The organism is Arsenicibacter sp. R0_47 (assembly GCF_057652235.1).
Window position 1 is genome coordinate 1 of record NZ_JBYFCJ010000030.1, and the last position, 25,905, is coordinate 25,905.

Here is a 25,905-nt window from a genome sequence, read left to right on the forward strand (position 1 = left end):
CGGCCTTTGAGAAAGCCAAAACTAAATACATAGTTTACTAACGCCGTTTTCCGGCTATTTGTAAGAAGAACCTCTAAGCCGCTTACGGATGAACTGGTCATCTTCGAGCGGCTCCTGACTAATCCGGCCGAATTCATTCAATTATACTTCCACGTCGGCAATCCAAAGGGCTACGATCCGAGCGAACCGAATCTGAACCGACAACAAATCATTCAGGAAGTGTTCAGAATGGCCAATCCGGGGCCTTTGTTCGTGCCTGACCTTGTGTATGGGTTACGGTATGATAAGCACAATCCGGCTGGGATTAACGGCATCAGTAATCAGGCCCTGCACATCGTTACCAACCATCCTGCCTACCGTACCGAAGAAGCCGAACTGAATTTCGTGTTCTCCAACTATCACGACTATCGGCGGTACTGGCGTCATTACTATTACTTTGTGCCTTACCTACTGATTTACGCGGCCCACGTGGTCGACGAGTTGGTCTTCAGTTGGATGCCCGGTTACGAGCACCTGAAGGCAGTTCGGGCTTTTCAACGTTTCGTGGGTACGTTGTTCTGGTCCAAATGGATGCAGGGCGGTGGCCGACGAACAAAAGCATCACAACAACTATTGATGCAGGCTATTTCGGAGAGCTTAAGTGGTATCTGCGATCAATGCGGCAAAGACCACACTATCGACGAGGCCGATCTGACTTTGTTCTTCAACGAGCAGCTATTGCTATGCCCGCATTGCCTTTGCAACCACATGGCTTCAGAGGCAACCATTGAGCGGATTATGGACCTCGTGACTATTCTTCATGGCGGGGCGGAAGCCTGAACCGCTACGTTGTAGATTGGGCAGGGCTTGACTGTAGTTCCTGTTTTTGCCGACGTAGCTGCCGGAAGTGTGAGGGGGTCAGGCCGGTCTGCTGCCGAAACTGGTTGGAGAGGTGCTGTACACTGCTATATCCGGTGCGGTAGGCAATCTCTGTCAGTGTCTCACCGGAGTAAACCAACCACTCTTTCACTTTATTTAGTCGGCACCGAATGATATACTTCTCCAACGTAATGCCTTCTTCTTTAGCAAATTGGCTGCTGATCGTCGCGTAATCTGCTTTCAAAGCTTCCTGAAGTTGCACCGACAACCGTCCGCCGGTATTGCCGCTTTTGATTTCACTCAAATCGCTCTGAGCAAAATAGGCAGCTACCAGATCTTTGACCTGCTGCGGCAAAGGTACCGACGTTTCGAGCACACCAAAACCCAGCGAAGCCAGCAGCTTGCTGATCTGCTTTTCTTTATCGGCCGTTAACGGCCCTTGTACCGATACGTACCCTAATCGGACGTCGAGCACCGAAAAACCTGCTTTTGTCAATTCGCTCCGAACCTCTTCCACGCAGCGTTGGCATACCATGCCTTTCACGCGAAAAGGAACCGCTGAATACGCTTTGGCAGGTGGCAAAACAGTTTCTGTGTCAAACACGGATGTGTGCGTTTATAGCGTATTTGGATGCTGTTGCAGGCGCTGGGCGATAAATACCTGACCCTGGCCGCCACTTATTGAATAACAAACAAAATTACACTTGCAGACCGGCAGGCGGCTTGCAAAATTCGGCCGTACTGTTGCAGAATTTTTGTAGAACGCTCCATTTCACCGAGTTGGCTGTTAAGCTCAAAAAGCCTTTCTACTTTAAGCGTTTAACTAAACAGCCAACGGGTATGGAACACCATCACCACCACCCCGACCACCATAAGCCGGAACCACCCGCCGAGAAGCAGCGAAGCGTCGCCCGGGCACTACAGCATATCGGCCATGATGGGCATAGCGGCCCAGTGAATCATCGGGCGTATCAGGGAAGCACAGGCATGAAACAGAAACATGGTCACGCCGGGCATGATCACGGGGCTATGATTGCCGACTTCCTGCGCCGGTTCTGGATTTGTCTGGTGCTATCGGTGCCGGTCGTGGCGCTGTCGATGATGTTTCAGGACGTAGCGGGTTATCAACTGGACTTTCCCTACCGGGAGCCGCTCGTGGTCGTGCTGGCGACCATCATCTACGTGTACGGAGGATGGCCATTCCTGACGGGCATGGTAGGCGAGTTACGAACCCGTCAGCCCGGTCCATCCAGACCGGGCATGATGACGCTCGTCGCCGTGGCCATCACGGCGGCTTATGTCTATAGTGTGGCCGTGTCGGTAGGCTGGCTGCACGGAATGGACTTCTTTTGGGAACTGGCTACATTAATCGACATCATGCTGCTGGGCCACTACCTGGAGATGAAGTCGGTGGCGGGTGCATCGCGGTCGCTCGAACTGATCGTGCAGATGCTGCCGGCCGAAGCGCACAAGGTAGAGGGTGGCACCGTGAAGGACGTGAAGGTGGATGTCCTCTCGGTCGGCGATGTGGTACTAATTCGTCCCGGTGAGCGCATTCCGACGGACGGTGAGGTGATCGAAGGCGGCAGCGCGGTAAACGAAAGTATGCTAACGGGCGAGAGTGTGCCGGTCGAGAAAAAACAGCGGGACAGTGTGATCGCAGGGGCCGTTAACGGTGAAGGGTCGCTGACGGTTCGGGTAACGCATAAGGGTGAGGATAGCTACCTCAATAAAGTCGTTCGCATGGTGGAAGAGGCTCAGAATGCCAAATCACAAACGCAGACGCTGGCCGACCGGGCTGCTGGCTGGTTAACCCTAATCTCACTCACAGTGGGTGTACTAACGCTCATCGTCTGGTTAGCAGTCGGTAAAGAACCGTCGTTTGCCATCGAACGGATGGTAACGGTGATGGTTACGGCCTGCCCCCACGCACTGGGTGTGGCTATTCCGCTGGTGGTGGCTATCTCAACGGCCATTTCCGCGCAGAAGGGGCTGCTCATCCGAAACCGCACTGCTTTTGAGGAATCTCGAAAAATCACCGCAATGGTGTTTGATAAAACCGGTACGCTAACCGAGGGTGAGTTTGGCGTTACGCGCATGAGCGTGCTCCAGCCCGGTCTGGATAAAACGGCTCTGCTCAGCACGGCAGCAGCCCTCGAACAGCAGTCTCAGCACCCCATTGCCCAGGGCATTGTCCGGGAAGCCAATAAACGCGGGCTTCACCTGCCGGAGGTCAGCGATTTCCAGTCAATTACGGGCAAAGGCGTATCGGCCACCGTCGATGGGGCAACGGTACGTATCGTCAGCCCGCGCTACTTACAGGAAAAAGGTATCCAACTACCCCAGGATGCTTACGGCAGTGAAGCCGAGACCGTAGTTTTTGTGCTGATCAACGAGCAGTTGGCGGGCTACGTTGCGCTGGCCGACAGGATTCGGGAAGATTCCAGAGAAGCGGCTCGGCGATTGCAGCAGGCGGGTATCAAGGTCTACATGGCCACCGGCGATAACCAGAAGGTAGCAGATGCGGTAGCGAAAAAGTTAGGGTTAGACGGCGTCTATGCCGAAGTTTTGCCCGACCAGAAAGTGAACATAGTGAAGGACTTGCAACGGCAAGGCCAGTTTGTGGCTATGACCGGCGACGGGGTAAATGATGCCCCCGCGCTGGCTCAGGCCAACGTGGGTATTGCCGTCGGGTCTAGTACCGATGTCGCTGCCGAGACCGCCGACATCATCCTCGTCAACAGCAAGCCCACCGACATCACCAATTTAGTTGAATTTGGCCGGGCTACTTACCGTAAAATGATTCAAAACCTGTTTTGGGCAACAGGGTATAATGTAATCGCTATTCCTCTGGCAGCCGGGGTGCTATATCCCAATTTTGTTCTCAGCCCGGCCATCGGCGCGGTACTGATGAGTGCCAGCACGGTGATCGTGGCGTTGAACGCGCAGTTGCTGAAGCGGAGTATGAAGTAATTGTGTAGCTCACAGCTTCAACCAATCGAAAATTAAATGGGAGCCATAGAGCAAGTTCAACAGAATAGTAATAATTGAGATGCGTACCGCAGTTTTAAACCAACGATGTTTGTTTAAAGCAATTCCTGAGTTTACAAGTATCTGATTGATAACGTTCAGGTCCATTGGGGAGGGCTGGTAAGGAACGGGTTGCTGGGTCAGTTCACCATACAGTTCGATAAACTGAGAGGTGGAAAGCTTAGTTACATCCCCAAAAAACAGTATGTTGATGCTCGTCTTCGCACGGGGCCAGTCTTGAACACTTATTTTTGAGGATTTCAGGATGGTGGAAAGCTGAGGAGTAAATGATATGATGGCGAGTAGGCTTGATGTCGCCAGCAGCAGAACGTTGACAGTAACAATTTCGTGAGGCAGGATATGCCAGGCTTGTAGTAGCCCGAAGATAGCGGCTCCGTTGAATGCAGTTAATGTAGCATTCTTTGTTTCAGCGTATTTCAACCAATCATTCACGTTGGCGAAAATAATTTTCAAGTCGTCACTCATGTAATTCATAATTGCAATACTGATTATACCCAAACAAGACTTGCACCGTACACTTTACCGCTAAAATTCGGAATCTTGACTTGCTGAGGTGTCCACCAGCCTTTAATAATGTCGTTTGCTCCGGTATTATGAGCTTTATACCCATTATAAACAGATTCTGTGATAAGAATAGACTTTGTCGTGGTTTTTATTTCCAATATTCCGAAACTTTCCAATTCGCCAGGAAGATGATTTAGTTTACTGTATGCATCTGACCACCATAGATTTCTAACAAACTCATCCGTTGTAAATTCCTTCTCAACCTTTTCCGGAATCGGCTTTGGGGATTGGAGTAACTTGCCAAGTGTTGGGGAGGTATAGCCGTAGCCCAACAAACCTCTTCCCAAAAAAGACTGAATGGCTTTATAGGCAACTTTGACCTTGGATTCCTTGATGTCCTTGTTTGCCAAATCCGTTAATTTCGAGGCAATGTTTGCCGGTTGCCCCAGCCAGACCAAGTTACGTGTTGAGTTACGTTCTTCCCCTCTGCGATACAGTCCTGTTTTTAGAACAAGCATCTGCCCGTAATCAATACCGATGCCGCATTTGAACGTGATCGTAGGGAATTGCCGGTTAATATCCTGAGCGACCATATTCATGGTAATTGCACAGTGAACCGCCGAAGTGAAACAGGCTTCTTTAGGAAAAACAACCATGATTCGGTCGCCAATAATATTCCTCACTCTTCCGCCATGATACTCGGCAGCCTTCATCATTCCTTTCGTGAAGGCAACATAGAGCCGCCCTAAGAATTCCGGATGGTGTTTGTGCGTGAGGCTAATCTGTGTCGAATTACGTATGTCGATGTATAGAACGCAAGTTTCGATCTGCTTGGCGCGCTTGGTCTCTCCATATTCGAACGTTAAATCATCGTCATCAAAACTGGGGACACTTTTCGTGTTTGAGACAGTAAACTGAAACCCTGTATTGATTATGTCTGCAACATCGCTGGATATTTCAATGACAGCATCTTTTGCGCTCATAAATGTTGAATGTGCTTAATGTGATTGAAGTCAACTCCTTTTAAACTTGAAATAATTGGTTGGCTGCCCGTACATATCCAATTACGATGGTTGTAAACCGGCAGCTTTCCTATCTCTATAAGATGCTCTATGCTCTGGTCAACTAATGATCCACTGTAATACGTAATTGAGTTGTCACACGAAATCGATTCAAGTCTGTAGAGTTCGGTGACCGGCTTACCAATGATTGTGTACTCAGGATATTGTGTACTCTTATTGCGGTAGTATCGAATCTTACCAGCGTGTAAAGCGATTTTGGAAAAAAACTTCGTATTGGTTGTCAGAACAATAGTTTTTAATGAACACGCTAACGCTTTGATAATAGCATTACTTGTAGTGGGCTTAAGGAATGGAGGCCCGAAAATTGCAATAATACCATCGCCCATGATTCGGTCAATTTCACCTCCATGTTCGTAGATGATTGGAATTAATCGTTCATAGTAAGCATCTAAAAAAGTAGATAAATCCTCCGAAGAAAGTTGTGCGTACCGGGTTGAGAACGAGCAGATATCAATGAACAGCAAAGCAACATCTGCGTCGGAACCCATATCAAAATAGGTCTCAAACTCTGGCCCTAATCGGTTCGAAATAGTAAGAAACGCTTTTTCTAAACGGTCTGGATTAAGCGATTCCTTGAGTAGAAAGGATGACACATCACCTAACTTAGCAATCTCGCTTTGTGGCTTGTACCGCTTATGAAGTGCCTGAACATGAGCAAGGTTTGGCATAGGCTACGTGGATTAACTGACAATCTTTGTAACAAACTTTTGCGATAAAAAAGTTACAGCCATTATACATATTTACTCCGACATGCTGAACACTACCTTTTTCAAAGCACCCCCGGACTGAAAGTGGGCGTTTTATGTTAAGTATTTCTACCGAATTGCACAGACGCATGTAGCTCTAAAATGAGCACGGCGGAAACCATTTTCAAGGGTTGCCGCCGTGCTCATACCAAGTGAACCCAACTATAATTTAGCGAATCTCCTCCTTGGTTTCTCCACAGGTCAGCATCTGATCGCCAAAATAGGGGTTGCGAATCGGTTTTTTGTCGCTGAGCCAGTAACTGCCCTTGTTGTTCAGGGCCATCGGGCAGTACTGCCGGTAGATGGGTTTGTCCGTTACGCCGAATGCCTTGACGCTACGGTATAGCGCGTCTTCAAACCCGGCGTAGGCAGTACGTTGTTTGTCGAGATCGTTTGCGCTACGCAGGGTTTTCAAAGCTCCATTCATGGCGTTCAGGTACGTCATCCAGTCCGTGTGGGCTTTTCCTTTCAGTAATAGCATATCCACGCCGGTGAGAGCTTTTTCAACGCCAGTGGCTGCGGCTTTGGCCCCAGACGGGTTAGACGCTACCAACGCTTCGGTCAGTTTCAGCGACGCTTCATACACACCCGTTAGCTGCTTCTTAAACGCATCCGGTGCACCATGCGATTGGGGCGTAGCCGATGCTTCCGCTCTCGGGGCCGGTGTCGGATTGGCTTCCGTGTTTGCGGTAGATTTAACCCCTTCGCTTAAATCAGCCGTGATGGGGTTAATGCCTTTCTTTAAAATCAGCTCGCTGTAGAGCAGGTACGCCCCGGACATGGCCACCGACTCGTCGCCCGTCAGCCCGCTCGTGATGGCAACCTGCTGGTCGGTTTCAGTGCCGGTTTGTACCCGGCGCGGCTGAAATGTACCGGGGCCCTTCTGCACGAACACCACGGCTCCCCCGCCCGCCCGCACGACGGCATCGACGGGTAGCATCAGCCCCCGCTGTACGCCGTGCCGGAGCAGTACCCGCGCCTGCTGACCGGGCTGGAACCGCCCACCGGGATTCGGAAGTACAGCCCGCATCACCAGCACCTGGCTTCCGGCCCGGTACTCGGGGTTGATAAACGCTACCCGCGCGGATAGCCGCTGCCCCTCGCTGCCCACCACGTCCACCGGCACCTGATCGCCAACCTTCACGTACCGGGCTTCACCGGCGTATAGTTCAGCTTCAACCCAAAGCTGGCTTAGGTTCACCAGCCGGTACAGCAAGGTTCCTTCGCCCACGTACTGGCCCTCACTGGCGGCAATTTCGGTAACGGTACCGCCTGCCGGGGCTACAAACGGGATGCGCGGCTGCACCGTTTTGGTGCGGGCCAACTGCACGATTTGTTCGGGAGTCATGCCGTAGAGCCGTAGCTTCTGTTCGGCAGCCCTTCGGAAGTCGTCGTAACGGGGTTCCTTCAACTCCTCCGCCTGCCGAAGGGCCAGTAGGTACTCCTGCTGTTGCGTCAGCAAAGGCTCGCTGTAGATTTCGTACAGAACCTGCCCTTTGCGGACTGCCTGACCGGTCTCCTTAACGTATAAGCGTTCGATGCGCCCGGCTACCCGGCTGCTGATGACGTCGGTGAGCTGCTCGTTGGCGGCTAAGCGGGCGTTCAGCACGGTGCTGTTGCCGATGCTACCCGACGCTACTGGCTGCACCACCACGTTGGCAAGCTGCATCTGGCTTTCGCTCAACATGATTTCGCTGGCTGCCTCACCGGTTTTTACCACCGGCACCAGGTCCATGCCACAGATAGGACACGTACCCGGTTTATCCTGCACAATTTGTGGGTGCATCGGGCAGGTATAGGTCGTTTGCCCACCCTCGCCTGTTTCGTGATTATGGCCGCTATGATCGTGGTCGCTCCTGGCTACGGCAGTTGAATCGGCCTGTTGGGTGGTCTCGCTCCCCCTTTGCCGACAAGCTGCCCCAAGCAGCATCAGCCCGGTTAACGCTCCGTATAGCCATCGGTTAAGTATGACGTTATTTCTCATTAGACACGTTGACAAAGCTTTCGCTATCAATTAAAAACTGTGCGTTGCGGGCCACCGTCTGCCCGGCATCAAGGCCGCTGGCAATGGCTACGTAGCCATCCGTCCGGGGGCCGGTTTCAACCCGCACGGGCCGGAACGTATTGGGCGTATCGCCCTGTATAAACACCACCTGCTGATTGCCGAGGTCGAGCACCGCCGTGGCCGGGAGCCACAACGCATCGATCCGTCGGCCCCGGATGGTAGCGCGGGCCAGTTGCCCCACGCGCAGGTTACTGCTACCGGGCAGGTACGCCCGAATGGTGACGAACGGGCTACCGCCTTCAATGAACGGTACCACGAAATTCACCCGTGCCTGTCGGGGCGGTTGCCCGGTCTGGTCAAACGAGACGGTCAGCGCATCGCCGGGTTTGATGCCGGCTGCATCGCGGGCGTAGAGCCGGAACTCGGCCCACAACCGACCAGGATTTACGACCCGAAACAGAGTTTGGCCGGTCTGTACGTATTGCCCCTCCCGAATGAGTAGTGAACCACCGATGGCCCCGCCCCCGGTTGGGGGAGCGGGCTGGCTGAACGTGATTTCGTCGGTGGCGGACGGGGTCATCCCGCCCCCTCCACCCCCCATGCCGCTACTGCCCATACCAGCCCCTCCGCCACCGCCCATACCTCCGGCAGCAGGCGTTGGTGCGGCAGGCGTAATCGTGTTTTCCTCCACGACGTACCCGTCGTAAGGGCTGTACACGGCCAGCGAATAGCTGGGCTTTCGGCTACGTTGCAGGTCGGCAAGCTGCGCGTCGGTTACGCCCAGCAGCCGGAGTTTTTGCTTCGCCGAGGCAATCAGGGCGGTATTACCCGCATCGGCGTCGAGCAGGTAAAGTAGTTCGCGCTGGGCCGTCACGATGTCGGGGCTGTAAAGTTCCAGCAGCTTCTGTCCCTTGCGGATTGGCTGATATTGGTAGCGCACGTACAGCTTCTCGATCCGTCCGCCGAAGCGGGCCGGAATGGAGTAGAGCCGACGCGTATCGTAGGTAACGAGGCCGTTGGCTTCGGCCTGCGTGGGCAGACTGCGCGCTTCGGGCTGCACGGTGGCCATGTTGGCGACCACAACCGAATTAGTCGGTTGCAGCAGGGCTTTGAGTTCTTCGCTCACCGTAAGGCTGTCCCCCCCCGTGCTGGCCTTTTTCACCAGATCCATGCCGCAGATGGGGCACGTACCCGGCTCCTTCTGTACGATTTGCGGGTGCATCGGGCAGGTGTACGTTTCCTCGGTAGAAGTGTGGCCGTGCCCTTCGTGGCCCGCAACGTTTGGATTGGCAGGGGCCTGGGATTCTTTATTTTCTGTCCCCCGGTTGCAGCCTATCAGCAGCGTAATGGCCAGCAACCCGCCGAGAGCTTTATTTCTCCAGTTCGCGTTCATATTGGACGATCATGCGGTAATACTCCTGTAAGCGCGTCAGGTAATCCATCTGGGTCATGTTGAGCGTCTCCCAGGCGTCGATCACCACGGGCAGGTCGGCCTTGTTCTGCTCGTAGGCAATGAGCTGGGTGTCGTAATTCTTCCGAAGCGTCGGAATGACCCGCCGTTCGTAGTTTTCTAACTGAGTACGCATGTTTTGAAGGTCGGTGAGCATCTGAGCTACCATGCCCTGCGTTTCGATGAGCATCCCCTCCCGTTCGTAGCGCATAGCCGCGATGTCCTGCTGCATCCCTTTGATTTCCGCCTTGTACATCCGCGAGGCCCACGGCACAATCGGAATCGAGATCATGCCCATCAGCGTAAACTGCGTGGGCATCATGCTCTTCACACCGGCGAAAGGCTGCATGTGGTCGAAGCGGACGCGGAAGTCAGGCCGGGCCTGCGCCCGCTGCGCTTCAATGCCCGCCTGCATACTCAGGATTTGCCGGTCCATGCGCAGAATGTCGCTGCGCCGACTGCCGATTTCTTCTGTCGTGGGCAGGCCGGTCGTGGGTGGGGCCGGGCGGTACGTGGTATCGATCTGCAACGGGTCGCCTGTGGGCCGGTTCATCAGCGTGTTCAGCCCAATGCGCCGACGGGCAATCTCGGCCTCGGTCATCGTAACCATATTGTCCAGCTCATACAGGCGGCCTTCGGCCTTGTAGATGTTGCCTAAGCTGCCCTGTTGATATGGATAGCGGATGTCGGCCAGCTTCTTCATTGTTTGCAGAATGCGCCGGTTCTCGGCCAGCACGCCCCGCCGTTTTTCCAGCACCAGCCAGTCGAAATAGAGTCCTTTGGCATCCTGCCGGAGTCGGTTGAGCGTGACGCCCCGCCCGGCTTCCTCCACGGCCGCTTTTGATTCCTGATACACCCGCGTAGCCCGCTGTTTGACCGGGTTGGGAATGTCTTGTTCGACCGATACCATGCCGTAACCCCGGTCGCGGTCGTCCATGACCATCTGCGCCGGGTAGGGAGCCATGAACGTACCTATGCCCACCATCGGAGCCATCCAGCTCCGCGCGCCCTCAGCGTAGGCGCGGGCCGCAGCCGCCCGGCTCCCGAACGGCTTCAGCAGGGGGTTGTTCTGATCAATCCGAATCAGTACCGTATCCAGCGACAGCACCGGAACCGGCCCGGTCGGCGCGGGCGATTGCCCCCAGGCCGCGCCCAGCAGGCCGACCGCCAGGAGCCCCCCGTTAATGAGACGCTTCCAGTACGTCGAGCTTACCGAATTTCTTGAGTTCATATTCTTTCGTCATCAGAAAAATCAGGGGCGTCACCAGCAGAATGTGTGTCGATGAAGTCAGTACACCCCCGATCATGGGTAAGACAATGGGCAGCATCACGTCGGAGCCAACGCCCGATGCCCACAGCACGGGTACCAGCCCGAAGAGAGCCACCGAGACGGTCATGATCTTAGGCCGGAGCCGTTTGGCCGCCCCGTGAATGACCGACTCGCGCAGTTCGTCGAGGGAGATGGTCTCGCGGGAATTGCCCCGCCGGGCCACCAGTTGCTTCATAGCATCGTTGAGGTAGATGACCATCACCACGCCCGTTTCCACGGCGATGCCGAAGAGCGCAATGAAGCCCACGGCCACCGCTACCGACAGATTCACGCCGTAGAAATAGACCATGTAGGCCCCGCCGATGAGCGCGAACGGAATGGTAATCAGGCTCAGAAAGGCTTCCCGCGCCGAACCGAAGGCCAGATAGAGCGAAAGGAAAATGACGACCAGCACGATGGGCGCAATCAGCAGCAGAGTCCGCTGCCCCCGGATGAGATTTTCGTACTGCCCGCTCCATTCCAGATAGTAGCCATTGGGCAGCTTGAGGTCGCGTCCTACCTTGTCGATGGCTTCCTGCACGGTACTGCCCAGATCGCGGTCCCGCACGTTGAACATCACCGCGCCCCGGAGCAGGGCGTTGTCGGAAGTAATCATGGGCGGGCCGTCTTCAAAGCGTACCGTCGCCACCGCCGAGAGGGGAATCGTACCGAACCCCGCCGTGGCAATGGGAATACGCCGGATGCGCTCGACCGAGTTGCGATAATCCTGTGCCAGCCGCACGTTGATCGAAAACCGCCTGCGCCCTTCGATGGTCTGGCCGATAGGTGAGCCGCCGATGGCTGATTCAACCACGCCGTTGACGTCGTCTACGGTCAGCCCATAACGACCCAGCGCGTCGCGGTTCACGTCCACGGTCAGGTACTTGCCGCCCGTAACCGGCTCCACATAAAGGTCTTTCACGCCCGGTACGCCTTCCAGTGCGGCCTTCACCTGCTCCGATACGGCGTAGATGCTGTCCAAGCTCTGCCCGTGTACCTTGATGCCCACGTCGGTACGAATGCCCGTGGCCAGCATGTTGATGCGGTTGATGATGGGCTGCGTCCAGCCGTTGACCACGCCCGGAATCTGCAACTTGGCGTCGAGTTCGTTGATGAGGTCTTTTTTGGTCAGCCCCGCCCGCCATTCCGACTTGGGTTTGAGCATGATGATGGTCTCGATCATGCTGATTGGTGAGTTGTCGGTGGCCGTCGAAGCCCGGCCCGCCTTGCCCAGCACCTTGTCCACTTCCGGCACCGACTTGATGAGCTTGTCCTGCACCTGCAAAATGCGCTTGGCTTCGGCGTTCGACACGTCGGGCAACGTAACGGGCATGAACAAAATACTTTGTTCGTCGAGGGGCGGCATGAACTCGGAGCCCAGACTCAACAGCATGGGTACGCTGACGGCCAGGGCCAGAATATTGATGCCGATGGTTGTCTTGCGCCAGCGCATTACCCAATGAATGAGTGGCTCGTAGATGCGTTCCAGAACGCGGGTTATGGGGTTGGCGTGGTCGTCTTTGAAGCGGCCCTTCATGAAAAAGGAGATCAGCACCGGGGCCAGCGTGACCACCAGCAAGGCATCCACCAGCAGGATGAACGTCTTGGTCCAGGCCAGGGGGTGAAACAGTTTGCCTTCCTGCCCCGTCAGCAGGAACACGGGCAGAAACGACGTAATGATGATGACCGTCGAGTAAAACACGCCCCGCGAGACCTGAAGACTCGACCGCTCGATGATCGCCAGCCGCTCTTCGTCGGGGATGTCGACGTAGTTTTTATGGCCAAAGCCAAAGAAGCGTTTTAGATTCTTCCACATGAGTTCGCTTTCAGTTTTGCCCTTCTCGCTGAAACGAGCAGAAGAGGAAGTTCTGGCTCGTCTGGAAAGGGGTGATATGGTTTTCAGTTAGGCACCGGAGTTTGCGGAAGCCCCGCGTTAGTTCATCGGTCAGCGCCTGTTCGCTGTAGCGACGCACAGGCAGACCGCTGCACTTTTCGGGGCCATTTTCCGAAAAGGTGCCGATGGTAACGTACCCACCCGGTACTACGCTCGCCCGGGCCGTCGCTACGTAGCGGTTAATTTGCCCACGAGTCGTCAGAAAATGAAAAGCCGCCCGGTCGTGCCAGAAATCGAAGGGTTGAACCGGTGTGTAGGCGGTAATGTCGCTTACAATCCATTCCACCCGGTCGGCCCGGTTGCCCAGCCGCTCTTTGGCCCGTATCAGAGCCGCTTCACTCATATCCAGGACGCTGATGTGCTCGTAGCCCTCATCCAGCAGGAAATCCACCAGGGTGCTGTCCCCGCCACCGATATCAATGATACGCGCCGATTTGGGCAGTTGAGCCTGTTGAATAAAAGCCAGCGACGTAGCGGGAATAGCCTGCGTCCAGCTTAGCTGGTCAGCCTGCTTTGTACGGTAAATGGCTTCCCAATGGTTCTTAGGTACGTTCGCTTCCATACTCTTCAACGGGTTTAGAGGTGACCGAGGAAACTTTCGATTCATGCTGTCCGGCGGTCAGTTCCGCCTGCCGCACGGCCAGGTTCTTATAGGCATTCTCGGCCATGATGATGCCGTTGTCGACGATGACACCAATAGCCAGCGCAATGCCCGTCAGGGACATGATATTGGACGAGATATCGAAGGCGTTGAGCAGAATGAAACTGGTGGCAATGGTGATCGGAATCTGAATGATGATGCTGATGGCCGACCGCCAGTGCAGCAGAAACAGGATTACGACCAACGACACGACAATCATTTCCTCGATGAGTGTATGAGTGATGGACGCGACCGACTCCTGAATCAACCCGCTGCGGTCATAAACGATGTTGAACTTTACCCCGTCGGGCAGTCCACGGGCGACCTCTTCCATCTTCTTTTTGACGTTGCCGATGACCTCGTCGGCGTTTTCACCGTAGCGCATCACCACGATGCCGCCCACAGCCTCGCCCTCGCCGTTGAGGTCGAAGATGCCCAGCCGGGTCTCGCCCGTCATCTGCACCGTCGCTACGTCGGCCACGCGCACGGGTACGCTGCTGACGGTCCTAAGCGGTATGTTCTGAATCTGCTCCACGGATTGCAGATACCCCGTCGTTTTGATAATGTAGCCGATGCCGCTCAACTCGAACTTGCGCCCCCCGGCTTCGTTGTTGTTGGCCCGGATCGCGCCAATGACCTGCGGCACCGACAAACCGTAGTAGGTTAGTTTATTGGGGTCGAGCGTGACCTGGTACTGTTTTTGAAAGCCGCCAAAGGACGCGATTTCGGCCACGCCGGGTACGTTCTGAAGGCCGAACTTGACGTACCAGTCCTGCACGGCCCGCTGCTCGCCGAGGTCCATGCCCGGTGCGTCAAGCGTGTACCAGAGAATATGTCCTACGCCCGTTCCGTCGGGGCCGAGCGTCGGCGAAACACCATCGGGCAGCAGCCGGGCCGCGTAGTTCAGGCGTTCCAATACCCGCTCTCTGGCCCAGTAAACCTCCGTGTCGTCGTTGAAGATGACGTAGACGAAGCTCATGCCAAACATCGACGTACCGCGCACGTACTTGACCTGCGGCAGGCCCTGTAGGTTCGTTACCAGCGGGTACGTAATCTGGTCTTCGATAAGCTGCGGGGAGCGGCCCATCCACTCGGTGAAGACGATCACCTGATTCTCCGAGAGGTCGGGAATCGCGTCGATTTTACTGGTTCTGACCGAGTAGGCTCCCCAGCCAAACAGACCGGCGGCAATGAGCAGCACCAGAAACCGGTTCCGAAGCGAAAATTTGATTAAGCCTTCTATCATCTGCCAGGTTGTTTTGGTGAAGGCGGCAACAAAAAAGCCGCCCGGTGTGGCGGCTTTCGGCAGAACGTAGTGTCCACTCAGGACAGTGGTTCGGCCTTGAAACCCGCCTGCTGAACGGCCTGTTGCACGGTTTCGGGCGTGGCCTCCTCCGTCGTTACCGTCAGCACTTTATCGGGGTTTTGCGTGTCCACCTGCCAGTTGCCGTCCCCAACCGTCTGGTTTAAAAAAGGCGTCACCGTTGCCACACAGCCCCCACACTTGATGTTGGTTTTGAGTTTAATTGTTTCCATGACTGTTTACAGGTTTGTCTGAATTACCCTGCAAAAGTCGCTACCGGGCCGGGTCGGTGCATTACACAATTCCGGCCCTCTGTTGCAATTTTTACTTCGTATAGCCCCGAAGCCGATTGTACTGGTTTACCTGTTCTACCGCCAATATTTGTTTGGCTTTCAGGTGTGCGTCGAGGTGGGTCAGCCGAAGCTGCCCCTGAAGCTGTGCCAGCTTCTCGACCGTCGTTTGTACCGCTTCCGGCGTAGCCTCATTGGCCGAAAACAGCCGGTTCAGGGCGGTTTCCTGCTCGACAATCTGTTTGCCGAGGACCACGGCCCGCTCGTGCATGACGTTGTAGGCCATTTGCATTTGGGCTTTTTGGGTGGCGGTTAGTGCCAATTCCTTTTCCAGTTCCAGTACGTGCATCGGTCCCGGATACCCGTTTAGTTCAGCCGCTTTGGCCAGGCCCATGCCCCGTCCGTTGAGGTAGCCGCTAATGTCTGCTTCCGACAGGGTTTTAATGGTCCGGCCCGCTTCGGCCTGATAGGGTGATGTGTGGGCATTGTGCTGGGCCACTACGTTGAAACCGGTTACGCTCAGCCAGATGGGAAGCGAAAGCCGAATGAATAAGGATACCATTTTATAATCGTTTAACGTGGTTGTCAATCATATAACAGTCAAATCCAGTCGATGGAATTGCGATCATTGGTATTCCGGCTGCGGTAGGCAGCCGGTGTCAATCCTGTGATTTGTTTGAACTGATTGGTCAGGTAAGCCACGCTACTATACCCTAACTGACGGGCAATGTCGCTAATTGATATTTCGTCGTAGCTGAGCAGTTCTTTGGCCCGCTCGACCCGCTGCATAATCCAAAACTTTTCAATGGTCAGATTCTCAGTTGTAGAAAACAAATGGCTCAAATGGGCGTAATCCATTCCTACGTTTTCAGACAGGTAATCTGAGAGCGTTGTCCGAAGCTCGGCTACCCGTCCGCCGTGAATCAGGTCGATGATCAGCGTCTTAACCTGATTTACCACCCGGGTTGTTTTATCAGTTAGCAACGCAAAGCCATGCTCCTGAAGCATAGGGCCGATAGTGGTCAGATCTATGGGCAGGCGAGCGTCGCCCCGGTCGTCAATCACGGCCCGGCCCAGTTCAATCTGGGATACGGTATAACCAAGTCTTTCCAACTCCCGGCGCACTACCCAGATGCAGCGGTCGCAGACCATATTTTTAATATAAATTTCCTGTTGAGCCATCGCTGATAGAAGTTCCCCGGAAGCAGTTCTGTCGGCTGCTTCCGGGGTGATTTAGGGTTAGATCTCTTCTTTCACCGACCCGCACTTCAGCATCTTATCGCCGTAATAGGGGTTACGTACCTCACGCTTGTCGCTGAGCCATGACGCGCCCTTGCCCTCAGCGGCCATCGGGCAGAACTGCACGAACGTTTTGGCGGGTTTAGTCGCTTTGGCCAGCGCAATCATGCTGGTCGATAAGCCTTCAAACGCTGCACGCTGCGTATCAACGTCGTCGGTCTTGCTGATGGCAGCGGCTTTGCTTTTGGCGGTAGCCAGTGCCTTTTTCTCGCTGGCAGCGAGTTTGGCGGCATCGACTTTACCCAGTGCGGCTACTAAGGTACTGGCCCCGGTTTTGGCTTTGGCCCCGTTAGTTGCCACCAGCGCATCTTTGACGCCGTAGTAGGCCGTCAGGGCCGGGGTAGTGTTCTGGGCCGCAGCGGTCAGCGAAACGGTCAGCGCAGTCATGGCTGCAAGCAGGAAACGAGCGGTTTTCATGGAAATATGACTTGTTGGTTTTAGTGAAAAATTGACAAATTCAGAAGCGCAGATTAGCTCACGCTGTAGTTGAGCATCATGCCGTCGTCTTCGTGTTCGAGGTTATGGCAGTGGAAAACAAACAGGCCGGGCGTGTTGAACTGCGTCAGAATCCGCACCCGCTCGCCGGGCATGACCAGGACCGTATCTTTCAGGCCCTTCTCGGTGGCGGTGAGGGCATTACGGCCTCCAGTGCGGCTCAGCACCTGAAAGAATGTACCGTGCAGGTGCATGGGGTGCGGCTCGTCGCCCGCGCTATTGTCGAACTCCCAGATTTCGGTGGCACCCAACTTTACCTGCTCATCCACCCGGTTCATGCTGTACACCTTTCCGTTGATGGTGTGCATCCCCTTCATGGCCCCCATGTTCATGCCGCTCATGGCTACCCCAATATTGAACGTGCGTGTTTGTGTAGCGGCACCGGCTGATAGCGTGGGAGCAGTACCCAGCGAAGCAGGCAGTCGAAACGGCTCGGCTTCTGTGCGGTTAACGACAAACCGAAGGATGTTGAAGCCCTGACGGCCCTGCGCGGAGGCACCACCGAATGGATTGCTCCGCAGAAAGACCTCCGTGCCGACCGTTGCTTTGGAGAAATCGACCAGCAGGTCGGCCCGCTCACCGGGAGCCAACAGCAGGGAGGTCACCGATTCGGGAGCCGCCAGCAGCCCCCCGTCGGTCCCGATAAGCCAGAATGGGCTATCGTTGCTCAGAGCCAGGTTGTACAGACGACCATTGGAGCCGTTGACGATTCGTAATCGGTAAAACCGGGTAGCGACGTTATGGAGGGCACCGGCCACGCCATTGACCGTCACGGTTTCCCCCATATACCCCATCATCACGTCGTTCATGGTGGGGGCGTAGGTGGGCGTACCGGTCGCATCTAAGCGTTTGTCCTGAATGACCAGCGGCAGTTCGTAGGCCCCTGAGGGTAGGCCAAGGGCTTTCTCGGCGGGTGTTTCGACGATAAACAAGCCCGCCAGCCCCTGATGCACCTGTTTGGCGGTTTTCTCGTGGGGGTGTGGGTGATACCACGCCATCGTAGCGGCCTGATTGAGCCGAAACGAATAGGTGAACGATTGTCCGGCGGCTACCATCTGCGTAGGATGACCATCCATTGCGGCCGGCACCAGCAGGCCATGCCAGTGGATGTTGGTTTTCTCGGTCAGATTATTCTGAAAGCGCAGACTGACGTCGGTACCGCTGCTTACCCGAATGGTAGGTCCCAGCACCCCTTCGCGGTAGCCCAGTACCCGACCAGCTTTTCCCTTAAGCATTGATTCGGTGGCGGCACGGGCCGACAGCGTGGTGGTGCCGTTTACGGTTTCGGGAAAGCGCAGGGGCGTGTCGAACGGTAGCTCGTTGATTGTTGGAGCCGTTTCGGCGGCATCCATGCCACTCATGTCGTGCGTGTTGCAGCCCGTCAGCAGGGCCTGACCACTCAACGTAGCGACCGTACCCAGCCCGAGGGTTCGGAGAAAGTGTTGCCGATTCATCAGAATAAAAAAGTTAGTGCTTGTGGGTGTGGCCGCTCTGAAAGCAGTGCAGTGCACAGGCCGTTCCCTTCAAGTTGTCGTGAACATTGCCAATCTTCTCCCCTTTAGCGTTGATAATGTCGCAGGTAGGCCCGTCCACATCGTTGACGGTAAACAAGAGTTGCCCCGTGGCATCGTAGTAGGTCTTACCATCTTTCCCCATACGCCCCATTTTTTTGCCAATCCTGGCATCGACCAGATTGCCCTGACCGTCCACAAAGGCGAGCTTCTGCCCGTTGGCGTCTTTGATAATCTGATCTTTAGTGACCATACCGATGGTTTTACCACCGGCATCCCGGACTAACCCCTTGGCATCGATGGTCATGGGTTGCTTGTAGTTCGACTGCGCCACCAGCAGCATAGGCGTCAGCACCAGCAGGAAGAGTAGTGTCGTTCGCACGATGTTATTCTTGTGCATGAGATGGGTTGTTTTAAAGGGTTTAAAGTTTCTTTTCCCATTCGGCAATGAGCCGGTTGTTGAGCGTGACGTAGTCGTTGAACTTCTCTTTTCGGGCCGCTTCTGCCGACAGGCGAGCCGCATTGATAGCTTGTTTGTAGTCGCCAGCACGGGCCAGCAGCTTGGCCTGAAGGTGGAGGTAATTGAACGCGGGGTTCAAGGCCACAGCACGAGAAGCCCAGGCCAATGCCTGCTTCGTATCCTTTTCCTGATCGAAGTAATAAAGAGCCGCCTGGTAATACAGACCGGGCTTATCCTCCTTTTTGACATTGATACGGTTTAAAATTTCAGCCGTAATCCGGTCGTCTGCATTGCTGACTAAGGGGAAGCGTACCGACGTATTGGCCCAGAGTAGATACAGGTTGGCCTGGTTGCGGACGATGTCGCCTACCTCAATGGTGAACGACTCATAGAAGCGCTGCGAGGAGTCGGCTTTAACCACAAACCGCATGACATCATTTTTGGGGTCGTAGCCATCCAGCCCGTGCCCGCCTACATGGCTGTTAAGCACAACCGTCCACTCCATTCGGCCGGGAATGGTAAACAGGGAGTAGCTCCCGGCTGGCAGGGGTTTGCCCGCCAGCGTGACCGGGTCGGTCAGCGTCAGGATAGTCGCGTCGGATGCTCCCGTGCGCCACAGTTCACCATAAGGTACCAGTCCGCCGAAGATCACGCGCCCCCTCGCAGCGGGGCGGGAATAAGCAATGGTCAGGTCGGTAAAGCCGATTCGCTGCTTCACCGTAGCTGGAGGGCTGGGTTCCGGAAGATTCAGTTGCGCCTGAACAAACCGTGGGGAGATTAGCAGGGCCAGCAGGCAAAAGCCTACAAGAAGGGGTGTACGCATAAGAGTACAGTGCGCCTGAATGACCGCAGGCACTCGGTGTTAACAGGAGTTGATCGGGGAAGCAGGAGAACAGGGCTGGGACAAACTTGCCCACTATTGGCCCGAAAGCTGAAAGGATGTGCTGAACCAGAAATGGGCATACAGCAACACCAACGGCTCATCCTCGACCGTTACAAAGAGGGGTCAAGGATAAGTCGATTAGGAAAAAGGAGGCCTAAATCAGCCAGGTACAAAGGGAAATCTGCCGGAAACGCCCCGTTCGATGAAGCGGGGTTTCGGCCGCCGGCAGCGGAGGTTCAGCGTTGGGAACCACCAGGAGTGCTGCCAGCAGGAAATGAAAAGCAGAATTAGGTATAAATTCTGCTGTTACCGGAGCCGGGAGAGGGTGGTAATCGGCCACGAAGCTGCTTACATCGAGGTGTTCATAACTCAATGTCGTCTTGCAGCAGGCCTGCTTCTTCACGACCGGGCCACTGGGTGTCGTAGTCGACCCGTCTTCTGACTGACAGGGTTTAGGACACACCTTGGCAACTGTCAGCAGCGACTTCGAATGACCGCGCATCTGGCACCAGTGCTCCACCATACCAAAGCCCGTGCTGGTAAGCAGGACCAACAGGGCCAGCCAGCAACAGACGATACGGGTATAGAGGGGTGCTCTCATCAGGATACACGATTACGGGAACAAAGGTAGTGGCTTTCGTGAATAGATACTTTACAGGATTATTCGGGTGTATTACAAAATTTATGGAATAAGGTCAAATCCTGATTCTATGGCCTCGTCCTTTTAACCTATTGCAGACTACTCAGTTAAATCGAAAACCAACTTTTCTCAACGAATGGCAACGACCTTAGCACCTCAACAGTATCAGGCTTGTATTGAAGCCTGTCAGGACTGCGCGGTTTCCTGTGATGCCTGCGCCAACGCCTGCCTCCACGAGCAGGACGTACAGATGATGGCCCGCTGCATCGAACTGGACCGCGACTGTGCCAAACTATGTTACACAGCAGTTTCGTTTATGGCTTCGGGCAGTGGGTTTGCCCAGCAGGTCTGTGAACTGTGCGCCCAAATCTGCGAAGCCTGCGCCGAGGAATGTGAAAAACACGCCGACCACATGGACCACTGCCGGCAGTGCGCCGAAGCGTGTCGGCGGTGCGCCGAGGCCTGCCGAGCTATGATGGGAATGTCGGCTTGACACGCAGGTATGAGTAAGGACTATAGAAGCCGTACCCCTGAAAAGTGTGCGGCTTCTATAATTCAGCTTTCTTTTTGACTCCCTGTTGCACAAGTTGTTTACGTACCTTTGCCGCCGTGAAGTGGCTCACTACCCTACTGGCCCTTTATCTGCTGGCCCTTTCGCTGTGGCCCTGTGCAGATGAACCCCTGCTTACCAGCGAGCAGGCCGGGTCGGCTGTGGTGTCGGCATTGGCTCACGACTCGGAGCGGTCTCAGCACCACGAACACGATACGTGCACGCCGTTCTGTACCTGCGCCTGCTGCGCCACGACGATTACCGTAGTCCCCCGCTTCCAGTACACCCCTTCCACCCCGGTCGAGACGCTATTGACCTTTGTCGCTGCATTTAGCGACGCGCCGGAACATCCCCTCGACCCAATTACGGCCATCTGGCAACCCCCCAAACACCGGGTCTGAACACCCTTCGCCGTTTGCGATGGACTGCTTTACTATGCCCTAACCAGCGTAGTTAGGCGGTCTGTGCGCGTTCGGCAGCTTCCTATTGTCCATTTGTTCAGACACGATCATGCTGGATCGACTCATCTATTTTTCCATTCAAAATAAGCTTATCATCGGGCTGTTCACCCTCGCGCTCGTCGTGTGGGGTGGCTATTCGCTGACCCGACTGCCCATCGATGCCCTGCCCGACATCACCAACAATCAGGTGCAGGTCATCACCCAAAGCCCGGCCCTGTCGGCCCCCGACGTAGAGCGGCTCATTAGCTTTCCCATCGAGCAGACAATGGCCACCCTGCCCGATCTGGTCGAGGTACGTTCCATTTCCCGCTTCGGTTTATCTGTCGTCACCATCGTTTTTACCGATGCGGTTGACGTACTAACAGCCCGCCAGCAGGTCTTTGAACGACTGCAACAGGCCCGCGCCCAGATACCAGCCGGTGCGGGCAACCCCGAACTGGCTCCCGTCACGACGGGGCTTGGCGAAATCTACCAGTACGTGATTCGGGCGAAACCCGGCTACGAAAAACGCTATAACGGTATGGAACTGCGCTCGATTCAGGACTGGATCGTTCGGCGGCAACTGTTGGGCACCAAGGGCGTGGCTGACGTAAGTAGTTTCGGGGGCCTGTTGAAACAGTACGAGGTGGCCGTCGATCCGCAGCGGCTCCGGGCGACCGGCGTAACGATGGACGAATTGTTCACCGCCCTCGAACGCAACAACCAGAACGCGGGCGGGGCTTACATCGACCGTCGGCCCAACGCCTACTTTATCCGCTCCGAAGGGCTAATCGGCACGTTAGGAGACATCGGCAAGATCGTCGTGCGCCGAACCGATGAGGGCGTACCCGTGCTGGTACGCGACGTGGCGCAAGTGCAGTTCGGCTCGGCGATTCGCTACGGAGCCATGACCCGAAACGACGAAGGCGAGGTCGTGGGGGCCATCGTGATGATGCTCAAGGGGGCCAATTCGTCCGAAGTGATCGGCAACGTCAAGGCCCGCATCGAGCAGATCAAAAAATCGCTGCCCGAAGGGGTTGAGATTCACGCCTTTTTAGACCGCACCAAACTCGTCAACCGCGCCATCGGTACCGTCGAGCGCAACCTCATCGAAGGTGCCCTGATCGTGGTGTTCGTGCTGGTGCTGATGCTGGGTAACTGGCGGGCGGGTTTGGTCGTCGCGTCGGTCATCCCTTTGTCGATGCTTTTTGCCGTCTCGATGATGAACCTCTTCGGCGTGTCGGGCAACCTGATGAGCTTAGGTGCCATCGACTTTGGGCTGATCGTGGACGGGGCCGTCATTATCGTCGAGGCCACCCTGCACCACATCGCCCTGAAGAACTATAGGCATAACCTGACCCAGGCCGAAATGGACGAAGAAGTGTATGAATCGGCCAGCCGCATCCGCTCGTCGGCAGCGTTCGGTGAAATCATCATCCTGATCGTCTATCTGCCCATTCTGGCCCTGGTCGGCATCGAGGGCAAGATGTTTCGCCCGATGGCCCAGACCGTCGCCTTTGCCATTGCCGGGGCCTTCATCCTTTCCCTGACCTACGTACCGATGGTGTCGGCCCTGTTGCTCAGCAAGAAACCTGTGCGTGAAGGAACCCGCACTATCTCCGACCGGATCATGGCCTTCTTCCACCGGCTCTACGACCCGGCTATCCGCTGGACATTAAACCACAAGGGTATCGTCGTCGGGCTGTCGGTCGCCCTGTTCGCCGTTTCGCTATTCGTCTTTAGCCGGTTAGGGGGCGAGTTCATTCCGCAATTGGACGAGGGCGATTTTGCGGTGGAAACCCGCGTGATGACCGGCTCCTCGCTGGCCCAATCGTCGGATGCCGCGTTACAGGCCGGACGGGTGCTCAAACAAAACTTCCCGGAAGTCATTGAGGTGGTCGGCAAAACCGGCGCGGGTGAGATTCCCACCGACCCCATGCCCATCGAAGCCACTGATCTGATGGTGATTCTGAAAGACCGCAGGGAATGGACTTCGGCCAACAGCCGGGAGGAATTGGCCGAAAAGATGCAGGCCAAATTAGAGCAGATACCGGGGGTGAGTTTCGGCTTTCTCCAACCCATTCAGATGCGCTTCAGCGAGTTGATGACGGGCGTCAAGCAGGACGTAGCCGTGAAGCTCTACGGCGAGGATTTGGGGATTCTGGCCGACTATGCCGCCCGCATTGGCCGGGTGGTCAGCACGGTGCCAGGGGCCAAAGACCTCTACGTCGAGCAGGTATCGGGGTTGTCGCAGATTGTGGTCAGGTTCGACCGGGATGCCCTGGCTCGCTTCGGGATGAGCATTGAGGAGGCCAATCGAAGTTTGCAGGCCGCCTTCGCGGGGGCCTCGGCGGGGCTGGTGTACGAAGGCGAACGACGCTATGACCTGGTGGTGCGGTTGCAGCAACAAAGCCGCCAACGACTTGAAGATGTGCAGAACCTATTGGTGACGACGGTTAATAATCAGGCAGTGCCGTTAGGTCAGATCGCCGACGTATCGTTTCAGAACAGCGTCAACCAGATTCAGCGCGAGAATGCCCAACGGCGCATTACGGTAGCCTTCAACGTGCGCGAACGTGACGTAGAAAGTGTCGTGCGCGAGTTGCAGCAGAAGTTGGACAGCCAGGTAAAGCTGCCCCCCGGCTACTACGTGACCTACGGCGGCCAGTTTCAGAACCTTCAGGAAGCCAAAGACCGCCTGAGCATCGCCGTACCCGTCGCCCTGGGACTGATTTTCCTCCTGCTGTTCTTCACCTTCGGCTCGGTACGGCAAAGCCTGCTGATCTTCTCGGCCATTCCGCTGTCGGCCATCGGGGGCGTAGTTGCCCTCTGGCTCCGGGATATGCCCTTTAGTATTTCGGCGGGCGTGGGCTTCATTGCTCTGTTTGGCGTAGCGGTGCTCAACGGCATCGTGCTGATCGGGGAGTTCAATCACCTCAAAGCAGGGGGCCTGGCTGATTTACGGACGATTATTCTGCAAGGCACGGCTACCCGGCTGCGGCCCGTGATGATGACCGCGCTGGTGGCTTCGCTCGGGTTTCTGCCGATGGCCTTGGCCCAGACCGCCGGGGCCGAAGTGCAACGCCCGCTGGCTACGGTCGTCATCGGTGGGCTGGTATCGGCTACGTTGCTGACCCTGCTGGTCCTGCCCTGCCTCTACTGGTGGGAGCAAACCCGCTGGGGCGCGAAGAAATCGGGCAACGTACCCCGCCCTGCGCCCGCGACGAGCTGGCTGCTGGTAGGTACGTTGCTGGGTGGACTTGGCCTGTCGGCCCAGGCGCAAACGCCCCCGACGGGCAACACGGGCAACCCAACGACCGGCCCGCTGACGCTCGAAGCGGCTTTGAACCAGGCAATTGCCAATAATGGGTCAAGCCGGGTGAGCAGCCTGAACATCGCTATCCAGCAAACCGCCCGGCGCACGGCCCGCGACATTGGCCGGACCGACGTATCGCTGGTGAGCGGGCAGTACAATTCGCTTAATTGGGATAACAACCTTACCATCTCCCAAAGTATTCCCAACGGCAAGCTGATCCGGGGGCTGGAACGACTGGCCGATGCAACCATCCGGGGGGGTGAATTACAACGCCAGTTGACCCAAACCGAGCTAAGGGCGCGGGTAAAAGGCACGTACCTGGAACTAACGTACCTCATTGAACGGCTCAACCTATTGGCCCGGCAGGATAGTCTGCTCGTCGCCTTTCGCCGGGCCACTGAAGTGCGGCAGCGCACCGGCGAGGGGACGGCACTCGAAGTAGCCACCGCCGACAACCTCATCGGCGAACTACGCAACCAACTGGCCCTGACCGAAGCCGACCGGCAAATTGCCCTGACAAGTCTGCAAACGCTGCTTAATACGACGAGTCCGTTAACGCTCCCGACCAGCCCGCTGGCACGTCGCCCACTACCGTTGCTGACCGATTCGGCCCTGGCCCAGAACCCGACCCTGGCTTTGCTGCGGCAGCAGGTGTTCATTGCCGGGGGGCAAATCGCCGTCGAGCAGGCCCGTTTACGGCCCGATTATTCGGTGGGCTACTTCAATCAGTCACTGATCGGTATGCAGAACATCGACGGGCAGGACCGGTATTTTGGCGCGGGAAGGCGGTTTCATGGGGTGCAGGTGGGCGTGGCGATTCCGCTGTTTCAGAAAGCTCAGCGCGCCCGCATCGAATCGGCCCGGCTGGGGCAGCAACTCGCCGAAGCCGCACTCGACTTTAACCAGCGGAATCTGCAAGGCAATTTGGCCGCCGTTGTGCAGGAGGTACGCAAGCAGCAGGCGAGCCTGACCTATTATGAGCAGACCGGCCTGCCCGTTGCCCGCCGACTGGCCGAGGGAGCCGAAAAGGCGTTCCGGGCCGGTGAAGCCGGTTATTTAGACTACAGCCAGGCCCTGACCCGCGCCTACCAGACGCAGTCGGGCTATTTAGATACGATCAATCAATACAATCAGGCGGTCGTCCAACTGGAGCAACTTCTGGGCCTGCCATAACCCCAC

23 protein-coding genes are annotated in these 25,905 nt (G+C 55.9%); 5 read left to right on the plus strand and 18 right to left on the minus strand.

Annotated features, from left to right (window positions below):
• The first annotated feature begins 219 nt into the window (after positions 1-219).
• Positions 220-819 (plus strand): hypothetical protein, encoded by a 600-nt coding sequence (locus AC23NW_RS29695; RefSeq protein ID WP_487454160.1) that lies wholly within the window; start codon positions 220-222, stop codon positions 817-819.
• A 4-nt stretch (positions 820-823) separates the two neighbouring features.
• On the opposite strand, the gene AC23NW_RS29700 is transcribed toward AC23NW_RS29695, so the two are convergent.
• A complete protein-coding gene (locus AC23NW_RS29700) occupies positions 824-1,462 on the minus strand; it encodes a helix-turn-helix domain-containing protein (RefSeq protein WP_245581710.1) in 639 nt (212 codons plus the stop codon).
• Between the two features lie 236 nt (positions 1,463-1,698).
• Between AC23NW_RS29700 and AC23NW_RS29705 the strand changes: the two genes are divergently transcribed.
• Positions 1,699-3,831, plus strand: a complete 2,133-nt coding sequence (locus AC23NW_RS29705) for a heavy metal translocating P-type ATPase (RefSeq protein WP_027303341.1) — start codon at positions 1,699-1,701, stop codon at positions 3,829-3,831.
• A gap of 9 nt (positions 3,832-3,840) precedes the next feature.
• On the opposite strand, the gene AC23NW_RS29710 is transcribed toward AC23NW_RS29705, so the two are convergent.
• The 17 genes from AC23NW_RS29710 to AC23NW_RS29790 all read right to left on the minus strand — a co-directional run bounded on the left by AC23NW_RS29710 (position 3,841) and on the right by AC23NW_RS29790 (position 20,381).
• Complete coding sequence (locus AC23NW_RS29710; RefSeq protein WP_487454162.1) at positions 3,841-4,374, minus strand: Pycsar system effector family protein; 534 nt, start codon at positions 4,372-4,374, stop codon at positions 3,841-3,843.
• Positions 4,375-4,397: 23 nt separating this feature from the next.
• Complete coding sequence (locus AC23NW_RS29715; protein WP_019990932.1) at positions 4,398-5,396, minus strand: adenylate/guanylate cyclase domain-containing protein; 999 nt, start codon at positions 5,394-5,396, stop codon at positions 4,398-4,400.
• On the minus strand, positions 5,393-6,163 hold the full coding sequence (locus AC23NW_RS29720) for an adenylate/guanylate cyclase domain-containing protein (protein ID WP_019990931.1): 771 nt from the start codon (positions 6,161-6,163) through the stop codon (positions 5,393-5,395). The genes AC23NW_RS29715 and AC23NW_RS29720 overlap by 4 nt, the downstream gene beginning before the upstream one ends.
• A 247-nt stretch (positions 6,164-6,410) precedes the next feature.
• Positions 6,411-8,225 carry a DUF3347 domain-containing protein gene (locus tag AC23NW_RS29725; RefSeq protein WP_083940631.1) on the minus strand — a complete coding sequence of 605 codons (1,815 nt, stop codon included), beginning with the start codon at positions 8,223-8,225 and terminating at the stop codon, positions 6,411-6,413.
• Entirely contained in the window at positions 8,215-9,639 is a 1,425-nt protein-coding gene (locus AC23NW_RS29730; RefSeq protein WP_027303339.1) for a heavy metal-binding domain-containing protein, read from the minus strand. Before AC23NW_RS29730 ends, AC23NW_RS29725 begins: the two co-directional genes overlap by 11 nt.
• A complete protein-coding gene (locus tag AC23NW_RS29735; protein ID WP_019990928.1) occupies positions 9,617-10,927 on the minus strand; it encodes a TolC family protein in 1,311 nt (436 codons plus the stop codon). Before AC23NW_RS29735 ends, AC23NW_RS29730 begins: the two co-directional genes overlap by 23 nt.
• Positions 10,878-12,821 carry an efflux RND transporter permease subunit gene (locus AC23NW_RS29740; protein ID WP_019990927.1) on the minus strand — a complete coding sequence of 648 codons (1,944 nt, stop codon included), beginning with the start codon at positions 12,819-12,821 and terminating at the stop codon, positions 10,878-10,880. The genes AC23NW_RS29735 and AC23NW_RS29740 overlap by 50 nt, the downstream gene beginning before the upstream one ends.
• 10 nt (positions 12,822-12,831) lie before the next feature.
• Entirely contained in the window at positions 12,832-13,461 is a 630-nt protein-coding gene (locus AC23NW_RS29745; RefSeq protein ID WP_019990926.1) for a class I SAM-dependent methyltransferase, read from the minus strand.
• On the minus strand, positions 13,442-14,785 hold the full coding sequence (locus AC23NW_RS29750) for an efflux RND transporter permease subunit (RefSeq protein WP_019990925.1): 1,344 nt from the start codon (positions 14,783-14,785) through the stop codon (positions 13,442-13,444). The genes AC23NW_RS29745 and AC23NW_RS29750 overlap by 20 nt, the downstream gene beginning before the upstream one ends.
• Positions 14,786-14,862: 77 nt before the next feature.
• Positions 14,863-15,075, minus strand: a complete 213-nt coding sequence (locus AC23NW_RS29755; protein ID WP_019990924.1) for a heavy-metal-associated domain-containing protein — start codon at positions 15,073-15,075, stop codon at positions 14,863-14,865.
• Between the two features lie 91 nt (positions 15,076-15,166).
• Positions 15,167-15,694, minus strand: a complete 528-nt coding sequence (locus AC23NW_RS29760) for a Spy/CpxP family protein refolding chaperone (protein ID WP_019990923.1) — start codon at positions 15,692-15,694, stop codon at positions 15,167-15,169.
• A 38-nt stretch (positions 15,695-15,732) separates the two neighbouring features.
• Positions 15,733-16,314 (minus strand): helix-turn-helix domain-containing protein, encoded by a 582-nt coding sequence (locus AC23NW_RS29765; RefSeq protein ID WP_019990922.1) that lies wholly within the window; start codon positions 16,312-16,314, stop codon positions 15,733-15,735.
• Between the two features lie 57 nt (positions 16,315-16,371).
• Positions 16,372-16,848 carry a DUF3347 domain-containing protein gene (locus AC23NW_RS29770; protein ID WP_019990921.1) on the minus strand — a complete coding sequence of 159 codons (477 nt, stop codon included), beginning with the start codon at positions 16,846-16,848 and terminating at the stop codon, positions 16,372-16,374.
• Between the two features lie 53 nt (positions 16,849-16,901).
• A complete protein-coding gene (locus AC23NW_RS29775; protein ID WP_019990920.1) occupies positions 16,902-18,380 on the minus strand; it encodes a multicopper oxidase family protein in 1,479 nt (492 codons plus the stop codon).
• Positions 18,381-18,393: 13 nt separating this feature from the next.
• On the minus strand, positions 18,394-18,837 hold the full coding sequence (locus tag AC23NW_RS29780; protein ID WP_487454165.1) for an LURP-one-related/scramblase family protein: 444 nt from the start codon (positions 18,835-18,837) through the stop codon (positions 18,394-18,396).
• Positions 18,838-18,859: 22 nt separating this feature from the next.
• The gene (locus tag AC23NW_RS29785; RefSeq protein ID WP_019990918.1) at positions 18,860-19,720 is read right to left on the minus strand and encodes a DUF2911 domain-containing protein; all 861 of its coding nucleotides are present in this window, start codon (positions 19,718-19,720) and stop codon (positions 18,860-18,862) included.
• Positions 19,721-19,934: 214 nt separating this feature from the next.
• Positions 19,935-20,381, minus strand: coding sequence for an HYC_CC_PP family protein (locus AC23NW_RS29790; RefSeq protein WP_019990917.1), 447 nt, complete (start codon positions 20,379-20,381; stop codon positions 19,935-19,937).
• Between the two features lie 175 nt (positions 20,382-20,556).
• On the opposite strand from AC23NW_RS29790, the gene AC23NW_RS29795 reads away from it, so the two are divergent.
• The 3 genes from AC23NW_RS29795 to AC23NW_RS29805 all read left to right on the plus strand — a co-directional run bounded on the left by AC23NW_RS29795 (position 20,557) and on the right by AC23NW_RS29805 (position 25,899).
• The gene (locus tag AC23NW_RS29795; RefSeq protein WP_019990916.1) at positions 20,557-20,913 is read left to right on the plus strand and encodes a four-helix bundle copper-binding protein; all 357 of its coding nucleotides are present in this window, start codon (positions 20,557-20,559) and stop codon (positions 20,911-20,913) included.
• 116 nt (positions 20,914-21,029) lie between these two features.
• Entirely contained in the window at positions 21,030-21,371 is a 342-nt protein-coding gene (locus tag AC23NW_RS29800; protein WP_019990915.1) for a DUF6660 family protein, read from the plus strand.
• A 109-nt stretch (positions 21,372-21,480) separates the two neighbouring features.
• Positions 21,481-25,899 carry a CusA/CzcA family heavy metal efflux RND transporter gene (locus AC23NW_RS29805; protein ID WP_019990914.1) on the plus strand — a complete coding sequence of 1,473 codons (4,419 nt, stop codon included), beginning with the start codon at positions 21,481-21,483 and terminating at the stop codon, positions 25,897-25,899.
• Positions 25,900-25,905: the final 6 nt, after the last annotated feature.

Bases quoted from the DNA above. Each gene is read 5' to 3' on its own strand.
- AC23NW_RS29740 (WP_019990927.1), bottom strand. From the start codon at position 12,821: ATGTGGAAGAATCTAAAACGCTTCTTTGGCTTTGGCCATAAAAACTAC.
- AC23NW_RS29750 (WP_019990925.1), bottom strand. From the start codon at position 14,785: ATGATAGAAGGCTTAATCAAATTTTCGCTTCGGAACCGGTTTCTGGTG.
- AC23NW_RS29745 (WP_019990926.1), bottom strand. From the start codon at position 13,461: ATGGAAGCGAACGTACCTAAGAACCATTGGGAAGCCATTTACCGTACA.
- AC23NW_RS29790 (WP_019990917.1), bottom strand. From the start codon at position 20,381: ATGAGAGCACCCCTCTATACCCGTATCGTCTGTTGCTGGCTGGCCCTG.
- AC23NW_RS29785 (WP_019990918.1), bottom strand. From the start codon at position 19,720: ATGCGTACACCCCTTCTTGTAGGCTTTTGCCTGCTGGCCCTGCTAATC.
- AC23NW_RS29725 (WP_083940631.1), bottom strand. From the start codon at position 8,225: ATGAGAAATAACGTCATACTTAACCGATGGCTATACGGAGCGTTAACC.
- AC23NW_RS29775 (WP_019990920.1), bottom strand. From the start codon at position 18,380: ATGAATCGGCAACACTTTCTCCGAACCCTCGGGCTGGGTACGGTCGCT.
- AC23NW_RS29760 (WP_019990923.1), bottom strand. From the start codon at position 15,694: ATGGTATCCTTATTCATTCGGCTTTCGCTTCCCATCTGGCTGAGCGTA.
- AC23NW_RS29770 (WP_019990921.1), bottom strand. From the start codon at position 16,848: ATGAAAACCGCTCGTTTCCTGCTTGCAGCCATGACTGCGCTGACCGTT.
- AC23NW_RS29765 (WP_019990922.1), bottom strand. From the start codon at position 16,314: ATGGCTCAACAGGAAATTTATATTAAAAATATGGTCTGCGACCGCTGC.
- AC23NW_RS29730 (WP_027303339.1), bottom strand. From the start codon at position 9,639: ATGAACGCGAACTGGAGAAATAAAGCTCTCGGCGGGTTGCTGGCCATT.
- AC23NW_RS29720 (WP_019990931.1), bottom strand. From the start codon at position 6,163: ATGCCAAACCTTGCTCATGTTCAGGCACTTCATAAGCGGTACAAGCCA.
- AC23NW_RS29795 (WP_019990916.1), top strand. From the start codon at position 20,557: ATGGCAACGACCTTAGCACCTCAACAGTATCAGGCTTGTATTGAAGCC.
- AC23NW_RS29705 (WP_027303341.1), top strand. From the start codon at position 1,699: ATGGAACACCATCACCACCACCCCGACCACCATAAGCCGGAACCACCC.
- AC23NW_RS29805 (WP_019990914.1), top strand. From the start codon at position 21,481: ATGCTGGATCGACTCATCTATTTTTCCATTCAAAATAAGCTTATCATC.
- AC23NW_RS29710 (WP_487454162.1), bottom strand. From the start codon at position 4,374: ATGAGTGACGACTTGAAAATTATTTTCGCCAACGTGAATGATTGGTTG.
- AC23NW_RS29715 (WP_019990932.1), bottom strand. From the start codon at position 5,396: ATGAGCGCAAAAGATGCTGTCATTGAAATATCCAGCGATGTTGCAGAC.
- AC23NW_RS29755 (WP_019990924.1), bottom strand. From the start codon at position 15,075: ATGGAAACAATTAAACTCAAAACCAACATCAAGTGTGGGGGCTGTGTG.
- AC23NW_RS29780 (WP_487454165.1), bottom strand. From the start codon at position 18,837: ATGCACAAGAATAACATCGTGCGAACGACACTACTCTTCCTGCTGGTG.
- AC23NW_RS29735 (WP_019990928.1), bottom strand. From the start codon at position 10,927: ATGAACTCAAGAAATTCGGTAAGCTCGACGTACTGGAAGCGTCTCATT.